The organism is Pseudoalteromonas sp. CO348 (assembly GCF_004208845.1).
GTDB classification, from domain to species: domain Bacteria; phylum Pseudomonadota; class Gammaproteobacteria; order Enterobacterales; family Alteromonadaceae; genus Pseudoalteromonas; species Pseudoalteromonas maricaloris.
On the sequence record NZ_SGPI01000012.1, the window covers coordinates 88,148 to 108,367 of the forward strand.

18 protein-coding genes are annotated in these 20,220 nt (G+C 43.9%); 10 read left to right on the forward strand and 8 right to left on the reverse strand.

The genetic code is table 11. The annotated features are described in order from the left end of the window. Positions 1–204: 204 nt before the first annotated feature. The 5 genes from clpP to EXT48_RS05005 all read left to right on the forward strand — a co-directional run bounded on the left by clpP (position 205) and on the right by EXT48_RS05005 (position 7,451). The gene (gene clpP / locus EXT48_RS04985) at positions 205–822 is read left to right on the forward strand and encodes an ATP-dependent Clp endopeptidase proteolytic subunit ClpP (RefSeq protein ID WP_010606724.1); all 618 of its coding nucleotides are present in this window, start codon (positions 205–207) and stop codon (positions 820–822) included. Positions 823–944: 122 nt separating this feature from the next. Beyond that, a complete protein-coding gene (clpX, locus tag EXT48_RS04990; RefSeq protein ID WP_010606725.1) occupies positions 945–2,228 on the forward strand; it encodes an ATP-dependent protease ATP-binding subunit ClpX in 1,284 nt (427 codons plus the stop codon). A 292-nt stretch (positions 2,229–2,520) separates the two neighbouring features. Further along, on the forward strand, positions 2,521–4,878 hold the full coding sequence (gene lon, locus EXT48_RS04995; protein WP_130163759.1) for an endopeptidase La: 2,358 nt from the start codon (positions 2,521–2,523) through the stop codon (positions 4,876–4,878). A 216-nt stretch (positions 4,879–5,094) separates the two neighbouring features. Beyond that, positions 5,095–5,367 carry a nucleoid-associated protein HU-beta gene (gene hupB / locus EXT48_RS05000; RefSeq protein WP_010371157.1) on the forward strand — a complete coding sequence of 91 codons (273 nt, stop codon included), beginning with the start codon at positions 5,095–5,097 and terminating at the stop codon, positions 5,365–5,367. A 173-nt stretch (positions 5,368–5,540) separates the two neighbouring features. Further along, positions 5,541–7,451, forward strand: a complete 1,911-nt coding sequence (locus EXT48_RS05005) for a SurA N-terminal domain-containing protein (protein ID WP_130163760.1) — start codon at positions 5,541–5,543, stop codon at positions 7,449–7,451. A 77-nt stretch (positions 7,452–7,528) separates the two neighbouring features. On the opposite strand, the gene EXT48_RS05010 is transcribed toward EXT48_RS05005, so the two are convergent. From EXT48_RS05010 to pspF, 8 genes are all read right to left on the reverse strand, one after another. Continuing rightward, entirely contained in the window at positions 7,529–8,656 is a 1,128-nt protein-coding gene (locus EXT48_RS05010; RefSeq protein WP_130163761.1) for a nuclear transport factor 2 family protein, read from the reverse strand. 69 nt (positions 8,657–8,725) lie between these two features. Then, the gene (locus EXT48_RS05015) at positions 8,726–9,766 is read right to left on the reverse strand and encodes an AraC family transcriptional regulator (protein WP_130163762.1); all 1,041 of its coding nucleotides are present in this window, start codon (positions 9,764–9,766) and stop codon (positions 8,726–8,728) included. Between the two features lie 19 nt (positions 9,767–9,785). Beyond that, on the reverse strand, positions 9,786–10,547 hold the full coding sequence (locus tag EXT48_RS05020; RefSeq protein WP_045989988.1) for an ABC transporter ATP-binding protein: 762 nt from the start codon (positions 10,545–10,547) through the stop codon (positions 9,786–9,788). Next, positions 10,532–11,539 carry an oligopeptide/dipeptide ABC transporter ATP-binding protein gene (locus EXT48_RS05025; protein WP_010606731.1) on the reverse strand — a complete coding sequence of 336 codons (1,008 nt, stop codon included), beginning with the start codon at positions 11,537–11,539 and terminating at the stop codon, positions 10,532–10,534. The genes EXT48_RS05020 and EXT48_RS05025 overlap by 16 nt, the downstream gene beginning before the upstream one ends. Further along, positions 11,539–12,432 (reverse strand): ABC transporter permease subunit, encoded by an 894-nt coding sequence (locus EXT48_RS05030; RefSeq protein ID WP_010371175.1) that lies wholly within the window; start codon positions 12,430–12,432, stop codon positions 11,539–11,541. The genes EXT48_RS05025 and EXT48_RS05030 overlap by 1 nt, the downstream gene beginning before the upstream one ends. Next, positions 12,419–13,453: an ABC transporter permease subunit gene (locus tag EXT48_RS05035; protein WP_045989989.1), complete on the reverse strand. Its 1,035-nt coding sequence runs from the start codon at positions 13,451–13,453 to the stop codon at positions 12,419–12,421. The genes EXT48_RS05030 and EXT48_RS05035 overlap by 14 nt, the downstream gene beginning before the upstream one ends. A 1-nt stretch (position 13,454) precedes the next feature. Next, the gene (locus EXT48_RS05040) at positions 13,455–15,038 is read right to left on the reverse strand and encodes an ABC transporter substrate-binding protein (RefSeq protein WP_239359963.1); all 1,584 of its coding nucleotides are present in this window, start codon (positions 15,036–15,038) and stop codon (positions 13,455–13,457) included. Between the two features lie 26 nt (positions 15,039–15,064). After that, positions 15,065–16,156, reverse strand: a complete 1,092-nt coding sequence (gene pspF / locus EXT48_RS05045; protein WP_130163764.1) for a phage shock protein operon transcriptional activator — start codon at positions 16,154–16,156, stop codon at positions 15,065–15,067. Positions 16,157–16,338: 182 nt separating this feature from the next. Here pspF and pspA point away from each other — a divergent pair, with 182 nt between their 5' ends. From pspA to EXT48_RS05070, 5 genes are all read left to right on the forward strand, one after another. Further along, complete coding sequence (gene pspA / locus EXT48_RS05050; protein ID WP_010371188.1) at positions 16,339–16,998, forward strand: phage shock protein PspA; 660 nt, start codon at positions 16,339–16,341, stop codon at positions 16,996–16,998. A 77-nt stretch (positions 16,999–17,075) separates the two neighbouring features. Continuing rightward, positions 17,076–17,309, forward strand: a complete 234-nt coding sequence (gene pspB / locus EXT48_RS05055) for an envelope stress response membrane protein PspB (RefSeq protein WP_010371190.1) — start codon at positions 17,076–17,078, stop codon at positions 17,307–17,309. Beyond that, a complete protein-coding gene (gene pspC, locus EXT48_RS05060; RefSeq protein WP_010371193.1) occupies positions 17,306–17,707 on the forward strand; it encodes an envelope stress response membrane protein PspC in 402 nt (133 codons plus the stop codon). Before pspB ends, pspC begins: the two co-directional genes overlap by 4 nt. A gap of 48 nt (positions 17,708–17,755) precedes the next feature. Then, positions 17,756–19,168 carry a YcjX family protein gene (locus tag EXT48_RS05065; protein WP_130163765.1) on the forward strand — a complete coding sequence of 471 codons (1,413 nt, stop codon included), beginning with the start codon at positions 17,756–17,758 and terminating at the stop codon, positions 19,166–19,168. Beyond that, entirely contained in the window at positions 19,165–20,190 is a 1,026-nt protein-coding gene (locus EXT48_RS05070) for a TIGR01620 family protein (RefSeq protein ID WP_130163766.1), read from the forward strand. The genes EXT48_RS05065 and EXT48_RS05070 overlap by 4 nt, the downstream gene beginning before the upstream one ends. The last annotated feature ends 30 nt before the right edge of the window (positions 20,191–20,220 follow it).

Consider the following 20,220-nt stretch of genomic DNA (forward strand, 5'->3'; position numbering starts at 1 on the left):
GCACGGCTTATTTTATTAGCTATACTTATTTTACGAGTCAGGTTTCGTTGAGTATTACTGCTACAGTTATATCTACTCGTTTCAATTCGCTCAAAAAAGTATTAGCCTAAACACCGATCACAGAATGTTTTTATGGACCGCGCTAAGTCCAATAAAGTTGCTGCGAATAGGCAATAGATTCTGTGCTAATAAGGAATAAAAAACATGAATGATGGTATGATCGATCCAATCAATGCGTTAGTACCTATGGTCGTGGAGCAAACGGCTAAAGGCGAGCGTTCTTATGATATTTACTCACGACTGTTAAAAGACCGTATTATTTTCTTAACTGGTCAAGTCGAAGACCATATGGCCAATCTAATTGTGGCGCAGATGCTGTTCTTGGAATCAGAAAGCCCTGACAAAGATATATTCCTGTATATCAACTCACCAGGTGGTTCTGTGACCGCTGGAATGTCAATCTACGACACGATGAATTTTATCAAGCCTGACGTTAGTACGGTTTGTGTTGGTCAAGCTGCGAGTATGGGGGCATTTTTGCTATCTGGCGGTGCTAAAGGTAAACGTTATTGCTTACCTAATTCTCGTGTGATGATCCACCAACCTTTAGGTGGTTTCCAAGGTCAGGCTTCTGATTTTGAAATTCACGCCCGCGAAATCTTGGCGATTAAAGAGAAGTTGAATCGCTTAATGGCAGATCACACCGGTCAGCCTTATGATGTGGTTGCGCATGACACAGATAGAGACAACTTTATGACTGCAGATCAAGCGTTAGAATATGGCCTGATTGATGCAGTTCACTCTCGTCGAGAGCTTAAGTGATTATGAATTAGCCGATGAGTTGAATTCATCGGCTTCTACTGTGCCAAAGCCAAATTTCTTTGGTATAGTTAAAAGAAATACGATGTTATCTAGAGATAACAGCAATTGAATGAGGTAGCTGAATGTCAGACACTCCAACAGACGGCGATAAGAATAGCAAGCTACTCTACTGCTCATTTTGCGGTAAGAGCCAGCATGAAGTTCGTAAGTTAATTGCCGGTCCATCTGTCTATATATGTGACGAGTGCGTTGAACTTTGTAACGACATCATTAGGGAAGAAATCAAAGATATTGCGCCTAAGCATGACGCGTCTGATAAATTACCTGTGCCAAAAGAGATCAGAAATCACTTAGATGATTATGTGATAGGTCAAGACCACGCTAAAAAAGTCTTGTCTGTTGCGGTTTATAATCATTATAAGCGCCTGCGTAACCAAGGCGGCAAAGGTGATGTAGAACTTGGCAAGAGTAATATTCTACTGATCGGTCCAACGGGTAGTGGTAAAACCCTTCTAGCAGAAACGCTTGCACGTTTACTTGATGTTCCATTCACAATGGCAGATGCAACGACATTAACCGAAGCCGGTTATGTGGGTGAAGATGTTGAAAACATCATTCAAAAGCTTCTGCAAAAATGTGATTACGACGTTGAGAAAGCACAGCGTGGTATCGTTTACATTGATGAAATCGACAAAATTTCAAGAAAATCTGACAATCCATCGATTACCCGTGATGTGTCAGGTGAAGGTGTACAGCAAGCACTACTAAAACTGATTGAAGGCACGGTTGCATCTGTTCCGCCACAAGGTGGTAGAAAGCACCCGCAACAAGAGTTTTTACAAGTAGATACTTCTAAGATCTTGTTTATCTGTGGTGGTGCGTTTGCAGGCCTAGATAAAGTCATCGAACAGCGCAGTACAAAAAATACTGGAATTGGCTTTGGTGCTGAAGTTAAATCTAAAGACTCTGAGCGCTCATTAAGCGAAACATTTAAAGACGTAGAGCCTGAAGATTTAGTTAAGTACGGCTTAATTCCTGAATTTATTGGTCGTTTGCCTGTAGTTGCGACTTTGACTGAACTGGATGAAGAAGCACTAATTGAAATCCTAAATGAGCCGAAGAATGCACTCACTAAGCAATACGCGGCGCTATTTAAGATGGAAGGCGTTGATCTTGAATTCCGTGAAGATGCGCTACGAGCGATTGCTCATAAAGCGATGGAGCGTAAAACGGGTGCCCGTGGTCTGCGTTCGATCGTCGAAGGCGTATTGCTTGATACTATGTATGAGCTTCCTTCACTAGAAGAAGTGAGTAAAGTCGTCATTGATGAAACGGTGATCAAAGGCGAATCAGACCCTATTATGATTTACGAAAATAACGGTAAAGAAAAAGCGGCGTCTGAATAGCTCAGTATGAGATTGAAAAAAGGAGCCTAGCGCTCCTTTTTATTTCTTAGTCCACATCAGATAGAAACCAATATAGTCAAATTGTTATAACAATAAAGGGCAATAGTGAGGCAAGTTTTTAGGGGGAATTTTTATACATTCCACCACGATAAATTGAGTGTCAAAACTAAGCTTTTTATCCGTTAAATTGATCTCTACTTGATGCGGATTACTATAAACTATTGAACTTTATCTGCGTTATCCCCATATAGCTCAGTATTCCCAAAATTAATTGAAGTGCGAAGAGAACATAATGACGCTTGAAAGAACGGATCGAGTAGAAATTCCAGTGCTAGCGCTACGCGACGTAGTGGTGTATCCGCATATGGTGATCCCGCTGTTTGTAGGTCGAGAAAAATCAATAAAATGCCTAGAAGCTGCGATGGACAATGACAAGCAAATCTTTTTAGTTGCGCAAAAAGACGCCTCAGTTGATGACCCGAGCACTGATGATGTCTATCAGACTGGTACCATTGCAACGGTACTACAGTTACTCAAACTACCTGATGGCACAGTGAAAGTGCTGGTTGAAGGTACTCAACGCGCAAAAATAGATGAGTTTCTAATTACAGACCAATATTTCTTGGCGCAAGCTCAGTACATTCCATCTCAGGATGTGGATGAGCAAGAGCAAGACATATTAGTTCGCAGCGCAATTAGTCAGTTCGAAGGCTATGTGAAGCTAAATAAAAAGATCCCACCAGAAGTACTAACTTCAGTATCGGGTATCGATGAAGCTGCACGCTTAGCGGATACGATGGCTGCTCATATGCCAATTAAAGTACCTGAAAAACAAAAGGTGCTAGAAATTGACGACGTGACCGAACGTCTCGAGTATTTGATGGCGTTGATGGAAGGCGAGATTGATTTACTTCAAGTAGAAAAAAAGATCCGCTCACGCGTTAAAAAGCAAATGGAGAAATCCCAACGTGAGTACTATCTGAATGAGCAAATGAAAGCTATTCAGAAAGAGCTTGGTGAGCTGGATGATGTACCTGACGAATTTGAAGCCCTGAAAAAGCGTATTAGCGAAGCGAATATGCCGCAAGAAGCGGAAGAAAAAGCGCTTTCAGAGCTTAACAAACTTAAAATGATGTCACCTATGTCTGCGGAAGCGACGGTTGTGCGCTCGTACATTGAGACGATGATCAATGTACCTTGGAAAAAGCGCTCAAAGGTGAAAAAAGATCTAGCTGGTGCACAAAAGATACTCGATGCCGATCATTATGGTCTTGAGAAAGTGAAAGACCGCATTATCGAATATCTCGCGGTACAGCAGCGTACCAATAAGCTTAAAGGTCCTATCTTATGCTTAGTCGGCCCTCCAGGCGTTGGTAAAACCAGTTTAGGTCAATCTATCGCGCGTTCGACTGGCCGTAAGTACGTACGTATGGCGCTCGGTGGCGTGCGCGACGAAGCTGAAATTCGTGGTCACAGAAGAACTTATATTGGCTCAATGCCGGGTAAATTGATCCAAAGCATGTCGAAAGTTGGCGTAAAGAACCCGCTTTTCTTGTTGGATGAAATCGATAAGATGTCATCGGATATGCGCGGCGACCCTGCATCGGCTCTACTAGAAGTGTTAGATCCAGAGCAAAATAGCAACTTTGCAGACCACTATTTAGAAGTGGACTACGATCTGTCTGATGTTATGTTTGTTGCGACTTCTAATAGCTTTAACATTCCAGGTCCATTATTAGACCGTATGGAAGTTATTCGTCTTGCTGGTTACACCGAGGACGAAAAGCTAAATATTGCCAAGCAGCACTTAATTCCAAAGCAAGTGAAACGCAATGGACTAAAAGAGTCTGAAATCAATATTGAAGACAGCGCGATCATTGGCATTATCCGCTACTACACGCGTGAAGCGGGTGTCCGTAATCTAGAGCGCGAAGTATCTAAGTTGTGCCGAAAAGCAGTTAAGAACATCTTGCTAGATAAAAATGTTAAGCAAGTTGTGATTAACCAAGAAAATCTTGAAGACTTCTTAGGCGTACAACGTCACGACTACGGCAAGGCGGAAGACGGCGATAGAGTTGGTCAAGTTACCGGTCTTGCATGGACAGAAGTAGGGGGTGACTTACTCACTATCGAATGTGCGGCAGTACCAGGTAAAGGCAAACTTGCTTACACCGGCTCGCTAGGCGATGTGATGCAAGAGTCAATTCAGGCGGCAATGACGGTTGTGCGCAACCGTGCTGACAAACTACGCATTAATGACGATTTCTACGAGAAACGTGATATTCATGTTCACGTTCCTGAAGGTGCAACACCAAAAGACGGCCCGAGCGCCGGTATTGCGATGGTAACAGGCTTAGTATCAAGCCTCACTGGCAATCCAGTGCGTGCAGATGTTGCGATGACAGGTGAAATTACCTTGCGTGGTGAAGTTCTGCCTATCGGTGGTCTGAAAGAAAAATTATTGGCAGCACACCGTGGTGGAATTAAACGAGTTTTAATACCGAAAAAGAACGAGCGTGACTTAAAAGAAATTCCTGAGAATGTTCTTGAAGGGCTTGATATTCATGCGGTGTCATGGATTGATGAGGTATTATCACTGGCGTTAGCGCACCCAATAGACAGTTTTAGCGTGGAATCGCAAAAAAACTAAGAAAAAAGCCAAAAAATTGAGTGAAAAGGCTTTTCAAATCCAAAAGGTGTGTTAAGTTAGGCACTGTATTCAAGCCTACTGGTTCGGAAGCCCCGTAATCACTAGGCTTGAGAAAGATTTCGAGAATTAGAGAGTCGCTGTGATGTCTCTAAATGAATAGCAAAAGTTACCAGTAAGAAGTAACTTTTGACAATAACTATGGAAGAGGATGATATTGTGAATAAATCTCAATTAATCGATCAAATCGCAGCTGATGCTGACATTTCTAAAGCGGCTGCTGGTCGTGCGCTAGATTCATTCATTGAGTCTGTAACGGGTGCACTAAAAGACGGTGACTCTGTTGCACTTGTAGGTTTTGGTACTTTCTCAGTGCGCGAGCGTGCTGCACGTTCTGGTCGTAACCCACAAACTGGTGAGACTATTCAAATCGCAGCAGCTAACATCCCATCTTTCAAAGCGGGTAAAGCGCTTAAAGACGCAGTAAACTAATTCAATTTGAATTAGGCGGTGCAGAGTCATCGCGAACTGCTTCAAGATAAAAGGCGTATCTGCTAAGATACGCTTTTTTTATACCATCACTAATCTGATTGGTGTAATGCTTAACCCAAATCTAGCAAACACAAAGTGCTTAGGTGCTTTGACTTAGATAAGAGAAACAATAAATGCTTGAAAAGATCAGAGAAGGCTCGCAAGGCCCGGCGGCTAAAATCGTATTAGGTTTAGTCATCTTATCTTTTGCGTTAGCAGGGATCGGTGGTTACCTAGGTCAAACCACAGAGCAGCCTGTCGCAGAAGTGAACGGAGTAAAGATTTCACAAACTAAGTTTTCTCGTGCTTACTCGAATGAACGTGCACGACTAGAGCAACAGTTTGGCGAATACTTTGCACAGATTGCAGCCGATCCTAATTATATGGCGCAAATTCGCCAAGGTGTTGTTGATCAATTAGTACAACAAGAATTACAAACCCAACTAGCTAAAGAGCTTGGTCTTCGTGTGAGCGATGAGCAGGTTAAAAAAGCGATTGTTGAAATGCCATATTTTCAAATTGGTGGAGAATTCAGTAACGACCGTTACTTACAAGTTATCCGTCAAATGAACTTCCAGCCAGATAGCTTCCGTGAATATCTTCGTGACGAGATGACTCGTGCGCAGTTAATCTCAGCGGTTGCAGGCACTGATTTTGTACTGAAAAACGAACTTCAGCAGTCTATTGCGCTACAGCAACAGACTCGTGCTATCGACTATGCGGTATTAAGCAAAGAGTTGGTGAAAGATGAAGTGTCAGTGTCAGACGAAGAAGTTCAGAACTATTACGACTTGAATCAAACTCAGTTCCAAGCTCCAGAATTGGTGGCGGTTAACTATATCGAGCTAAAAGCTGAAGATTTAGCGCCTGCAGAACCTGTGACTGAAGAAGCGTTAAAAACGTATTACGAAGAGCAAAAAAACCAATATCTTGAACCTGAAAGACGCCGCGTGTCACACATTCTTGTTGATGCAAGTGAAGATGCTGAAGCTGCTAAACAAAAAGCAGATGAAATTCTGGCTGAATTGAATAATGGTGCTGATTTTGCCGTTGTTGCAGAAGAAAAATCTGACGACGTGGTGAGCGCTGAGCTTGGCGGTGATCTAGATTGGATTGAAAGAGACATGATGGATCCGGCGTTTGAAGATGCAGCATTTGCGCTTGCCGCGATAGGTGATGTATCTGAAGTAGTTGAATCTGAGTTTGGTTTTCACATTATCAAGCTAACAGACATTCAGCGCCAACAGGCACAATCTTTCGAAGACGTAAAAGACGACCTTCGTGCAGAGCTTGAAAAAGCAGCCAAGATCGATGCCTTCTATCAAAAGCAAACCCGTGTAGCTGAACTTGCTTTTGAAATGGCCGACTCGCTACAAGACGCTGCTGAAGCCGCTGGCGTTGAGATCAAATCAACTGAACTGGTAAGTCGTAACGCGCTTCCTGAGCCACTGAATTCACCAGCGATAAGCAATACTATCTTTACGCCAGAGCTGCTAGAAGACCGCGTAAACTCAGAAGTGTTAGAAGTTGCACCAGAGCATATCGTGGTGGTTCGCGTTGCTGAGCATAAAGCGGCAGCGACTAAGCCTCTTGAGGAAGTCAGCGCGCAGATCAAAACGCAGTTGAGCAATGAAAAAGCCTCGACATTAATTGCAGAGAAAGCACAGTCACTATTTGAGCAACTACAAGGTGGTTCTACTTTAACTGAGATTGCCAAAGCACAAAGTATCGAAGTGAAGAGCGTGTCTGAGCTTAAGCGTCGTAGCTACGACGTACCACCAGCTATTGCAGCTGAAGCATTTAAATTGCCTCAGCCGGGTGTGGCAGAAACAGAATCTGCACTTGTAGAGCTTGGTAATGGCGATTCGGCATTTGTGGTGCTGAAGTCAGTCACCACGCCTGAAGTTGATGGCAAGGTTGATGCGCAGCAGAAGCAGTCAATCACCGCTTCTTACGCAAACAAAAACTATCTTGAGCTACTAGCAGCACTTGAAGCTAAGTCTGAAGTAAAAAGACCACAGCTTCAGGTCGCAGAGCAGCAATAATCATTTTTAGATAGCAGAAAGGCGCCAACACGGCGCCTTTTTTATTCCTTGTGACTACTTAAGCACAGGGATTGGTATTATTGAATATGTTCAAGTACGGTGCTTGCAACCGCTTGTGAAGACTGATAATTCTGCCCCGTCACTATGCGGCTATCTACCTTGATAAAAGACGCATTCCGCTCCCCATACTCAAAACTCCCTCCCAGCTCTTCCACTTTAGGCTGAATTTGAAAAGGAAAATGCTTGAAATAGGCTCTATCTGGATTTTCAAATGCGGTAGGGTAACCGGTAATTTGCTTTCCTTTGATGAGATACTCGCCATTTTTCAAGCGCAAATTAACGATACCTGCTGTGCCGTGGCATACTGCGGCAACAACACCATGGTTTTGTTCATATATATGCATAGCTATATGTTGTAGAGTAGGGTTTTCCGCTACTTCGTACATGGCATTGCTGCCGCCAACATAATAGATTGCCGCATATTGGCTAGGGTCGACTTCAGCTGGGCGCATTGTGTTGCTGAGTGCATACATATAGTCAGGTTGGTAAAGGTACTTTTTATGTTCACCGTTTGAAGTATTTATATAGCTCAGGTTTAAAGCGCCACCTTGTGTGCTGACGAAATCAACAATTAGTCCAGCTTGGGTAAATACGTCATAGGCACTGAGTAGTTCTTCGAAGCTCGTGCCAGCTGGCAGCTGACTATCGCCGTGAAAGGCCTTGCTTGATGCGACAATGAGCACTCGGCGACCTAAGTTCGTTACTTGCTGGGAAGTTAGAGTGGTTTGCTGCGCAGATTTACTGATGATTTGCCATGTGCCAGCTATTTTCTTTAGGAGTAGGTGGTCGATGTACTGTACGTTTGACTTCAATATATCAATACGGATTTTGGCCTGTGCAAGGTGGTCATTCACGCTGATATTTAGAATTTTGGCGCGCCTGCCAGTGTCTTTTTTCGAGCCTTTATACCAACTCAAATACTCTTTCAACGGGACTTGCCACATCGCTTGGTCTGACTTTTCTAAAATAAGCATCGCGTCGGGATGAAACGCTTTTCTTATCACTTCAGGCTGGTTATTGGCGGTGCCACTGATGTAGTGGTTTAATGTAGCGGTAATTTTAGCGGTCTCATCCTCAAAAGCGACAGCGCTGCTGGTTTGGATAAGTAGCAAAAATAACAATGGTACTAGTTTTGATAGGGTCATAAGTTTCTCCTGTAATGACTCAGAAGAAACATAAACTTATTTAATTAAAGCAGTCACCTAGAGTATATTTTAGGAGTCTGAGAGTATGTTTTCGGAGTGCTTAAAGTTATTTGGAGAGTACCCTGTGAGCTTCTTAAATGCGGCAAAAAATGTGGATGCAGAATTAAAACCACACTCCAGTGCAAGGTGTTCCAGCGGCATGTTGGTGCTCGAAAGCAAGTGTTTCGCATATTCAACTCTCAAGCCATTGAGATATTGTTTAAAGTTACAATGATAGTGGCGATTTACTATTTGCGATAATTTGTTGTGGCTCGTGCCTAATCGTTTGCCTAATCGTTTGGCTAATCGGGGTAGCGTTAAATCCGGCTCAGTAAATAGCTTGCTTTCTGACATTAGCGACTCCAGTTTGGCTATGAGCTGATTGTACTCATCGTCGCTTATGTGCGTATTGGCATATTTCTTTTCATTAGCAGTTGGTTTTCGTAGTAATTTGGGTGCGAAAAGGATACTTAAATAGAGCACAAAGCTGAAGGTGAGTGCTCCTGTGATGTAAGAAGTGAATGACGAAAAGAAATACGCGGCCCAAATGAGCCAGCAACCGCAGATAACAACCATAGATAGATGAAACTCGGCGTTGTTATTGGCGCTTTTGGCCGTAGCTAGACGATAAAAAGTATAAGAACTTATCAGTAAATAACCTAGCCAAAAATAGGATGTGCCTTTGTAACCCCACGTTTGCCAAATTTCAGGGTGAAGCTGATAGGGCATGAATATACCAAATCCAATAATAAAACCGCTTAATGCCAAAAAGTGTATTGTTAGATAACGATTTTTGGTTTTACTGTAGCTTGCGAGTACAAAGTTGAGCAGGCAGGGACCAAGCAAAAAGTAGGCACTCAAACCTATTTGCAGGATCGTTTTATCCAGCTCTGGGTTAAAGTAAAAAAGGACTGATTTACCAATTCGAATACAAAGTAAAATGAGGAGCACCGACACCCAGCGCAGTGCTTTTGCCTCCTGAAATTTTACTAGCAGTAGGGCGCTGAGAATAAAGCCGTTAAATACTCCAACTAGTGAGAAGAAAAATAACAGATGGGCACTAAAATCCATTTCTCATTCCCTCGCGAAATTAAGCTGACAGCAGCTTCTGCATGGTTTTAGATTTTGGCGTATTGAACACACACTCCGTTTCGCCATATTCGACAACTTTGCCGCGATTTAATACCAAAATTTCATCACTCATATGGCGAACCAAACTCAAATGATGTGTGATAAGCACATACGCAAGTCCCGTTGCTGCTTGTAGCTCTAGCAGCAGATTTACGGTTTGTGCACGTACGGATGGGTCTAATGATGACAGCGCTTCATCTAGTACCAGCACTTTAGGGTCTAAAATAAGGGCTCTCGCTAAGGCAACCCGCTGTAATTGTCCGCCACTAAACATATGAGGATAATAGTCTATGTGTTCGCCAAGTAGCCCGACTCGGCCGAGTGTGATGCGGATTTTCTTATAACGCTGCTCTTCGGTGAGTTCAGTATTATATTGTAGACAATCATCAAGCATATCCCCAATGGTGAGACCCGGGTTGAGCGAGCGAGTTGGGTCTTGAAAGATAAGGCGAATAGTACGGCAGTCATGATTGCGAATACCAGCGTCTTCTACAATTTGGCCGTTTAGTAAGATTTGTCCTGAGTCTGCCATGTCGGCACCGGCAAGTACTTTGGCGAGCGTACTTTTACCAGAGCCAGTCTCGCCTATGATCGCGAGGGTTTGTCCGGGAGCAAGCGCAAACGACACATCTCTGAGTACCTGCAACGAGCGGCGTCTGAACAGTCCTTGACGAGAAGTGTAGGACTTGTTTAAAGACTGTACTTTTAAGACGGGTTGCATTTTTGCTTCACCTTAATTAACGGAAAGTGGCAAGCGTAACTATGACCATGCGAGCGACTTTGCCTTGGCGTGACGACACATTCTTTTTGCGCTTGAGGGCATCTCGGGCCCAAGCGGCATCCTATGGGTAAATGCTGTAATGGGGGAATAGTGCCTTTCAAGGCATAAAATGCTTCTTTGTGACCGAGTCCTTGACCAAAGTCAGGTAAACTCTTAACCAGCGCCTGGGTGTAGGGATGCAATGGCTGTTTAAAAATAGCCTGAGTAGGGCCTGCTTCAACCATCTGTCCGCAGTAGAGCACATGCATTGCATGGGACCAGTCGGAGATCTCTTCCAGCTCATGCGAAATCATTAATATCGACATGTTTTTAAGTTGGTTTAATGCCTTGAGCAATCGAAATACTTGCGCGCGGGCGGTGCTCTCAAGTGCAGTGGTTGGCTCATCGGCAATAAGTAGTTTAGGGCTTCTGGCGATGGCCATCGCAATCATGATTTTTTGGCACATTCCCTCAGAAAGCTCATGTGGGTAACTGCTGCAGATCTTTTTATCGTCTCGGATCCCAGCTTTGTGCAATAGTGCTCGAACCTTTTCTTTTCGTGCTTTTCTACGACCAAAAAAGCCACCTTTTAAGACGCTATCGGGAATAGACTCCGCGACTTGGTCGAAAATAGTGGCGGTCGGGTCAAGGCTTCGACTTGGCTCTTGGTAAATCATCGCAATGTCTTGGCTGACTAGCTTTCTGCGCTTTTCTGAAGATAAACGCATCAGGTCAACACCACGCCAGTGCATGCGATCTGCGGTTACTGTCCAGCGCTGATTGAGCACCCCCACAATGGCCTTGGCGATTAGACTTTTACCAGAGCCAGACTCACCGACAAGCGCATGCACTTCGCCTTCTTTAAGGCTAAGGTTGACCTTATCAACCGCGCGAATAACACCGTCTTCGGTACGTAGTTCAATGGTGAGGTTCTTAATGTCTAGTAATTGCATTAATCTGCCTTACGTTGTTTCAGCGCTTCACGCAGTCCATCGCCAACTAAGTTGGTAGACAGTACTGCCAAAAAGAGCAATACACCTGGGAGGCCTACAGTCCAAGGCGCGAGATAAATTAAACTTAAGTTTTCTTGTAAGATAGCACCCCATTCGGTAGATGGAGGCTGCGCACCGAGCTTTAAGAAACCAAGTGCGGCAATATCCAAAATAGCAGTCGACAGCGCCATGGTGAAGATAACCACGATATGCTCGTAAATGTTAGGCAATATGCCACGGACGAGCAATTTCCAGCGTGTTGCACCATCAAGCTTAAAGGCAATGATATAGTCTTTACTCAGCTCAGTGACCACTAAGTTTCTAATCGAGTGGATGTATTGTGGCAATAGCGCGAAGATGATCGCCCACACCGTATTCATCAAACCTGGCCCCAGTATAGCAATGATGATAATGGCCAGCAGTAACGAAGGAATGGCGAGCGTAATATCCAATAAATGATTAAGAAAGCTAGATTTCAAGCCTCGGCTGGCGCCAGCAAGCGTACCAAGTACGACGCCGAGTGCCGTGGTAACCAAGGCCGCAATGATAGATAAACCAAACGTGTATGTTGCTCCGTTCATTAAGCGCGACAAGATGTCTCGCCCCAAATCATCTGTACCAAGTATAAAGCGCACATCGCCATCATCATGCCAAGAAGGTGGCAGTAACAGGGCATCAGCATGCTGCTGGTTAACACCATAGGGCGCGATCAGCGGAGCTGTTAACGCCAATACCGTTAAGGCAACAAACAGCCACAAACCCACTAGCGCAACGTGATTTGAGCGGAATTTACGCCATAACCTAAATAAAGGTGAGCGATTAGACTCTTCGGTAAATAGATTAAACTTTGCCATGAGCCTGATTCCTTGCGAGCGGGTCGAGTATCGAGTGAATAAAATCAGACAACATGTTGGCAATGATAACGAAGAAAGACACCGCGAGCAGTCCCCCTTGAATAGCTGGGAAATCACGTTGATAGATGCTTTCAATCAACCATCGACCGATCCCTGGCCAAGAGAATATCACCTCAGTGATCATCGCAAGTGTGATGAGCGTGCTAAATTGGAGACCAATTTGTTTTATCACTGGTAGCAGCGCATTTCTCAGCGCGTGGTGAATGATAAGCTGGCTGCGATTAAGGCCTTTTGCTCTAGCCGTTTTAATATAGTTCTGGTCGAGGACTTCGAGCATAGAATCGCGAGTAAAGCGGATCAAAACTGTCGTTGGGTACATAGCCAGCACAACGGTTGGTAGCGCTAAATGATGAAGTGCATCCCAAAATGCGGCACCGCCATAGGGGAAACCTTCAAGGTAAATATCAATCAGAATAAAATGAGTAACGGGCTGTATTTCATAAAGTAAGCCAATTCTACCGGACATGGGAAAAAGCCCTAGACCCAGACAAAATGCCATAATGAGCAGCAGGGCTAACCAAAAAACTGGAATGGAAAATCCCATCAAGCTTAATGAGTTAATGAGCTTATCTGGCCACTTTTTATGATAAGCGCTGGCTATTACTCCACTTGGTACGCCAATCACGACAGCAACCGTCAAAGCATATAAACACAGCTCAAGCGTTGCTGGAAATAGATGTTTCACATGAGAAAGCACGGGCTGGCCCGATGATAAGGATAAACCCCAGTCGCCTTCAAACATACGAGCCATAAACGCGCCATATTGCACAAAGATATTTTCTTCAATACGGTATTTTTCAACTAGCGCCTGCGTTTGGGCATAACTTGAGTTGACTTCCCCACTGAAGTTAGTGATCAACTCGCCAGGAAACAGATAATTGAGGGCGAAAGTAAAAATCGTTAGGGTAAACAACATAAAGCAAAGCAAGCTCAGTCGTCGATAAGCATATTTTGCGAACATGTTAGTCTCTCCTTGCCTCAGCGAGCGAAATACCACCAAATGGACGTAGTGAGACGCCCTTGATATCAGAGCTAGTTGCTTGGAACCTTAGCCCGTGCGCAATTGGAACGAGAGGCAGCTGCTCAATGACCATTTTTTGTGCTTGCTGATAATAGTATTTTCTTTCTTCCATATCGTTGGTGTCTAACGCTTGGGTGAGCAATAAGTCAAACTCCGGATTACACCAGTTGGAAGGGTTTTTGCCACTAAATGTCGCAGTGCAGCTCAGTAATGGGCTGAAGAAATTGTCTGGATCAGGCGTATCTGCTGCCCAGCCTAGTAACACGCTATCGTGCTCATGGCGGCCAACGCGTTCTATAAAGGTATTCCATTCGTACTCAACGATCCTGGCATTAACGCCAATATCACGTAAATCACGTTGAATAAGCTCTGCCATTTTCCGCGCGTTAGGATTGTAAATTCGCGACACCGGCATGGCCCATAAGGTCATGGAAAAACCATCCTCAAGACCCGCTTGTTTCAAATACTCTTTGGCTTTTTCAGGGTCATATGTTGGCATTTTTTGTTGCGCTTCAAATGCCCATGAAGAAGGGGGAAGCATTGAGCGGGCTAAAATCCCATTGTTGTAAAATACCGCTTGCATGATTTTTTCAAAATCTATGCTGTGCGCAAGCGCTTTGCGGACTAGCGGATTATCAAATGGTGGTTTTTCGGTGTTGAATGCCCAGTAACCTATATTCAGATTTGCAGCCTTTTCAACCTCTATGTCTTTTCTTTGCTCAAGCACGGTGAGCTGGGTAGCACTGGGGTGCGCCGTAATATCACATTCTTTAGTTAGCATTTTCGCGATGCGGCTAGTGCCATTGGTGGTGATATCGTAGACCAATTGTTCCATGTATACCGGGTGTTTCCAGTAATGCTCATGGCGATAATATCGGATCAGGTTATCACGTAAAAATTCACGGTACTTATACGGACCTGTGCCGACGGGCTTTTGATCAAAATCTTGCTTATGTTCAAGCTCTATAAGCTTATCGGCATATTCTTTAGAAAGAATGACGGCGAAGTCAGTGGCGATATTGGATAAAAAGCTACTTTCCGCGTTGAACAGATCAAAGCGAACGGTATGTTCATCCACTTTTTTTACTTGGCGGATCAGTTGGTCGAGTCCAATACTTTGAAAATAAGGATAATTTGCATCACCAACAAAGTGGTACGGATTGTAAACATCAAATAAACGGTTAAATGAGAATACCACATCATCGGCATTCATTTTTCTTGTAGGGGTGAAATAGAGGGTATCGTGAAATTGAACATCATCCCTCAGGGTAAAAGTGAAAGATTTACCGTCTTCGCTGACCTGCCAAGACGTTGCCAACTCTGGTAAGAATTCGCCGCTTTCAGGATCAATACTGATCAAGGTGTCATAAAGCTGATTGGCAATAATATCAATCGTAGACCCTGTTGTGGTCACTTGTGGATTAAATGACACAGGGTTCGCCTCTGCACAATATACTAAGCCTTGTGACTTATCATTCACTTTATTTGGCGCCTGATCTGTACAGCCAAATAAAGCGGTACACAGCACACCAAAAAACAATTTACGCACCACTATGCCTCTTGTTTTTGGTTTTGGTCCAGTAGGTTGTATTTTTTCAAATAACCTCTTAGTTGATGATACGTCAAACCAAGGTTTTGTGCAGTTTTCTTTTGATTAAATTGACTAAATTCAAGTGCTTTTTGCAGCATTGTGATTTCATAGTCGTTGGAAAGCGATTTTAAATCACAAGGGAAGTCGAATTCGAGGGTTGGATCTACCCGCTGTTCGTTACTCGGTTGCGCAGCAGGCAAAGGCTCAACTTTATGAGTGGTTGAAGTTGTTGGCTGGGCATTTGGCGCTTTGATCCGTTGACTCGGCCTAAATGGGCTAGCAAAGGGGTCAAACACAATATCATGAACCGGAATTTGGTCATTGCCATGACGATATAAACTACGCTCCACCACATTTTTGAGCTCTCGTACATTACCGGGCCACGGGTAATCAAGCAGTTTCTCGATGGCTTTACGGGTAAAGCCGCTAAATAACTCCCATCCTAAATCCCGAGCCATATTTATCGCAAAATGTTCGGCCAATAATAAGATGTCTTCTTTTCTCGCTCTTAATGGCGGTAAGGTGATGACATCAAATGCGAGGCGGTCCAATAAGTCGTGTCTGAACTCTCCAGCATCGGCAAGAGAGGGAAGATCTTCATTGGTAGCGCATACCAGTCGAGTATCTACTTTTACAGTTTGCTTGCCGCCAACTCGCTCGAACTCGCCGTATTCAATTACACGCAAGAGCTTTTCTTGCACCATTGCAGAAGTATTGGCTAACTCATCCAAAAACAGTGTGCCACTGTTAGCGCGTTCAAATCGACCTTCATGGCGCTTGCTTGCACCAGTAAAGGCACCGCTCTCATGACCAAATAACTCACTCTCTAAGAGGTTTTCGTTTAGGGCTGCGCAGTTAAGTTTGACGTATTCCTGATCCCACCGCTCTGAGAGATAATGCAAACGTGCCGCAATTAACTCTTTACCTGTGCCACGTTCGCCAATAATAAGCACGGGCTTTTCTAAAGGAGCGAGCTGTGAAACCTTGTCTAGCACAGCTAAAAAGCTGTCAGATTGGCCTAATAAATTATCCTGTTGGCGAAAACGGCTCATATTGCCTAACTCTTAGTGGTTTTTACTAATAACTAGTGTATTTCAAAAAAAGGGATAACTAAAGGCTTTTTGAAAATAAAATAACCTTATGATTTTATTGTGTTTTTAATTTTGTTAAAGTTGGCAAGCTATTTGATACATAGAAGTAAGCAATTTAGCTATTAACCAAAGAGGTAACCACTATGGGAATTTTTTCTCGTTTTGCAGACATAGTGAATTCTAATATCAATGCTATTTTGGATAAAGCCGAAGATCCAGAAAAAATGGTTCGCCTAATTATCCAAGAAATGGAAGATACACTAGTCGAAGTAAGATCGACCTCAGCAAAAACACTCGCTGAGAAAAAGGAGTTAACACGCCGTCTAGATCAGCTAAAAGCACAGGTAGATGATTGGCAAACCAAAGCAGAGCTTGCACTAAGTAAAGAACGTGAAGATTTAGCACGTGCTGCTTTACTTGAAAAGCAAAAGTCTGCGGAGGATGTTGCAGCCCTTGAAAAAGAGCTAGAGCATGTAGACACGCACATTGAAAAGCTGCAGCAAGAAGTCAGTACATTACAAGATAAACTGGCCGACGCAAAAGCGCGCCAAAAAGCGATTGTACTACGCCAGCGCTCAGCAGAATCTCGTTTAGAGGTGAAAAAGGCACTAGACAGCAGTAAAGTAGATGATGCCCTAAATCGCTTTGAGCGTTATGAGAGCAAAATCGATGGCCTAGAGTCACAAATCGAATCTTACGATCTAGGTAAGAAATCTTTAGCGGATGAGATTGCTGATCTGCAAAAGAACGAAAAGATTGACGATGAGCTTGAACAGCTGAAAAAGAAAATGGCTGAAAAGTGAAAATAGTCGCACCTACTGTCAGGGTAGGTGCTAACCAACTACAATAATAACAGCTAGGTTGAAGGCAGGAGAAGATTATGTTTGACGCAGAAGTTTTGATGGCTCCGTTGATTATTTTTATGGTCATCGTGGCACCACTTTGGTTAATTTTGCACTACCGTAGCAAAAAGCAAGTAAGCCAAGGGTTAAGTGAACACGAGCATCGTCAGCTTATCGAATTAGCCAGCAAGGCAGAAAAAATGGCAGATCGTGTTGAAACGTTAGAAGCTTTACTTGATCAAGAGTCACCACAATGGAGGCGCAAGTTATGAGTAGACTAAAGCGAGAGCTATATCGTGACCCAAGTCGCGGCAAGGTAGCCGGAGTATGCGCAGGTCTTAGCGATTATTTCAACATGGAGTTATGGCTTGTTAGGATCTTATTCATCACGGCCGTGCTATTATCAGGTGGTCCATTATTTATCGTCGTGTATGTGGCATGCTGGTTTATTTTAGATAAACGTGAAGTGACACCAAACCGTTCGCCTGATGCAAAAGATGAAGATAAAGTATCGGTGAAGTTTAAGGTGTGGCAAAAAGGCGAGCCGCCAAGACAGGCACTTTACGACCTAAAAGACAGATTATCACGACTTGATGGTCGCATTCAGAACATGGAACGCTACGTAACTTCCCCTGAATTTACGGTTAGCAGAGAAATTGACAAGCTATAAGGCGGTATTGGCCGCCTTGGCATTTTCTTGAGGGGCACTTTTCTACTTATGACTACGTCACGTTTTCGAACCCCATCTTCCTTAGATAAGTTAAAACAACAAGCCAAAAAAACGCTCCACCGCTCTTTTGATAAGCATATCAAGCTTGCCGTAACCGGGTTTAGTGGCAGCGGAAAAACCGCATTTATCACGGCTCTTATCAAGCATCTGACTACTCAAACGAGCACCGACAACTTACCGTTTTTAGATGTCGTGAGTGAAGGTCGTCTTGTTGCGTGTCGCCCTGAGCCCCAGAAGGCGCTGGCGGTACCAACTTTTGACTATCAACAAGCAATAACTTGTTTGTTGGAAGAGCCGCCAACATGGCCTGCGTCGACCAAACGTATCAATACCTTAACCCTAGCGTTTAGGTATCATAGTGAACGTGGACTCAAACAGCACTTAGCGCAAACCCATACACTATACCTTGAACTATATGATTATCCAGGTGAATGGTTAATGGACTTACCGCTACTTAAAATGACTTTTCCCGAGTGGTGTGAACAGCAATTTGCATTATTAAATAAGCCAAAATATCAGCCATTTGCACAAACGTTTTTACAGCTCCTCGAGCAGTTTGATGGGACGGAAGCGGTGGATGAAAGTAAGCTGAAAATGCTTGCACAAAGTTACCATGCGCTTTTAGCGCAGCTGCAGCGGGACACTCGTTTATCTAACTTGCAACCTGGCCGAGCGTTGATCCCGGGTGACCTTGAGGGAGCGCCAATATTGCTGTTTTTCCCGGTACAAGTTCACCCAAACGACATTACTGAGCATTCACAATATCAACAGCTTGTGGAGCGTTTTGAAGCCTATAAAAAGCAAGTAATCGCGCCATTTTACAAAGATTACTTTTGCCAGTTTGACCGCCAAGTCGTGTTAGTTGATCTATTGGGTAGCTTAAGTGATGGCTACGACACACTGAAAGAGCAAGAAGTTGCGTTAAAGCAGATCCTCGCCATGTTTTCTCATGGTAAAAGTGGCTTTTTGTCTCGTTTATTTAACCCAAAAATAGATAAGGTGCTATTTGCCGCCAACAAATGTGATGGCGTCTTGAACGAGCAGCAGACCAATTTGACAAGGTTGTTAAATGAAATGCTGGTGGACAGTGCCAATGAGCTGCGCTTCAACGGGGTCACTGTGGATACGATGTCTCTTTCTTCGGTGAGAAGTGTTGAGTCAAGGGCGGTGAAAGAGGAGATGCAACATGTGCAATGTATCTACGGCAAGCCAGTCGGCGAGCAGCAGTTTATTAATTATGTGCCACCAAACCCGCCTGATCACGTTCCAAAAGCGCAGGCTTGGCCCCAAAATGGATTTGAGTTTTTAGCGTTTGAGCCGCTACCTGCGAGGCAAGGAAACTTATCGCATATCAGGCTTGATCATGCTTTGCAGTTCTTAATTGGAGATAAATTAAGATGACAGATCAGACAAAATCTTACCAAGGTTCGGGTAGGCGCTTAAACATCGACGCTGAAAGCCAAAATGAGTCTCAACATTTGGGTGGTGAAGGCAAAGTTCTCGGCAATGAGCTGGTTGTGAGTGAAAGCCTTGATACTGTGCCAGAACCCGAGTTACCGAAAATTGAACGTATTTACGAATCGCCTTGGCGATTTGGGTTTAAGCAGTGCTTTTTGCTTGCGCTATTAATACTTATCATTGTGGAAGCAGCACTGACCTTGATAGAGAGCTATGAGCAAAATATTCTGCTGTTTAGTCTATACACCACCGTGTTGTCTCTTGGTTTATTGGCGCTATTTAAATTCTTATTTTCAGAAGTCATCGCACTTAGCAAGCTTAAACAACATCAGCAAATTAAGCATGATGCCCAGCGCTTATTACAGAGTGACCAAATTGGCGAGGCGCGAGCTTGGCTTGCACCACTATTAAAAGCGCATCCAGAGCAAAAGGTTGCCGCATTTGAAGAGGCATTACAGCCTCACCACACAGACAAAGAAGTCATCACTTTATATGAAAAAACCTTGCTCCGAGGCCAAGATGCTGAAGCTAAAAAGCTAATTCAAGAGCATGCGACAACATCGGCGCTCTTAGTTGCTTTAAGTCCACTTGCACTTGTGGATATGCTGGCGGTGCTTTGGCGCGGAGTCGTGCTGGTAGAAAAGATCAGCAAACATTATGGTATTCGATTAGCGTATCGCAGCCGCATCACCTTATATAAAATGTTGTTGAAGCAAATGGTATTTGTTGGCGCAAGTGAACTGGTAAGCGACCTTGCTGCGACCAGTGTGGGGGCTGAATTACTTGGCAAGCTTTCTACCCGTTCGGCACAGGGCCTAAGTGCCGGGATATTCACAGCCCGTTTGGGCTACAAGGCGATGGAACTTTGTCGACCATTGCCACGTTTGGAGCACAAACAAAGCCTTTTGAAAAGTGCGATTAGCTCAGTCGTTGATGTGCTACTAAGGCGTAGCAAAAAAGATTAAACGGCAACAATTTTATACACCTCTTTAAGT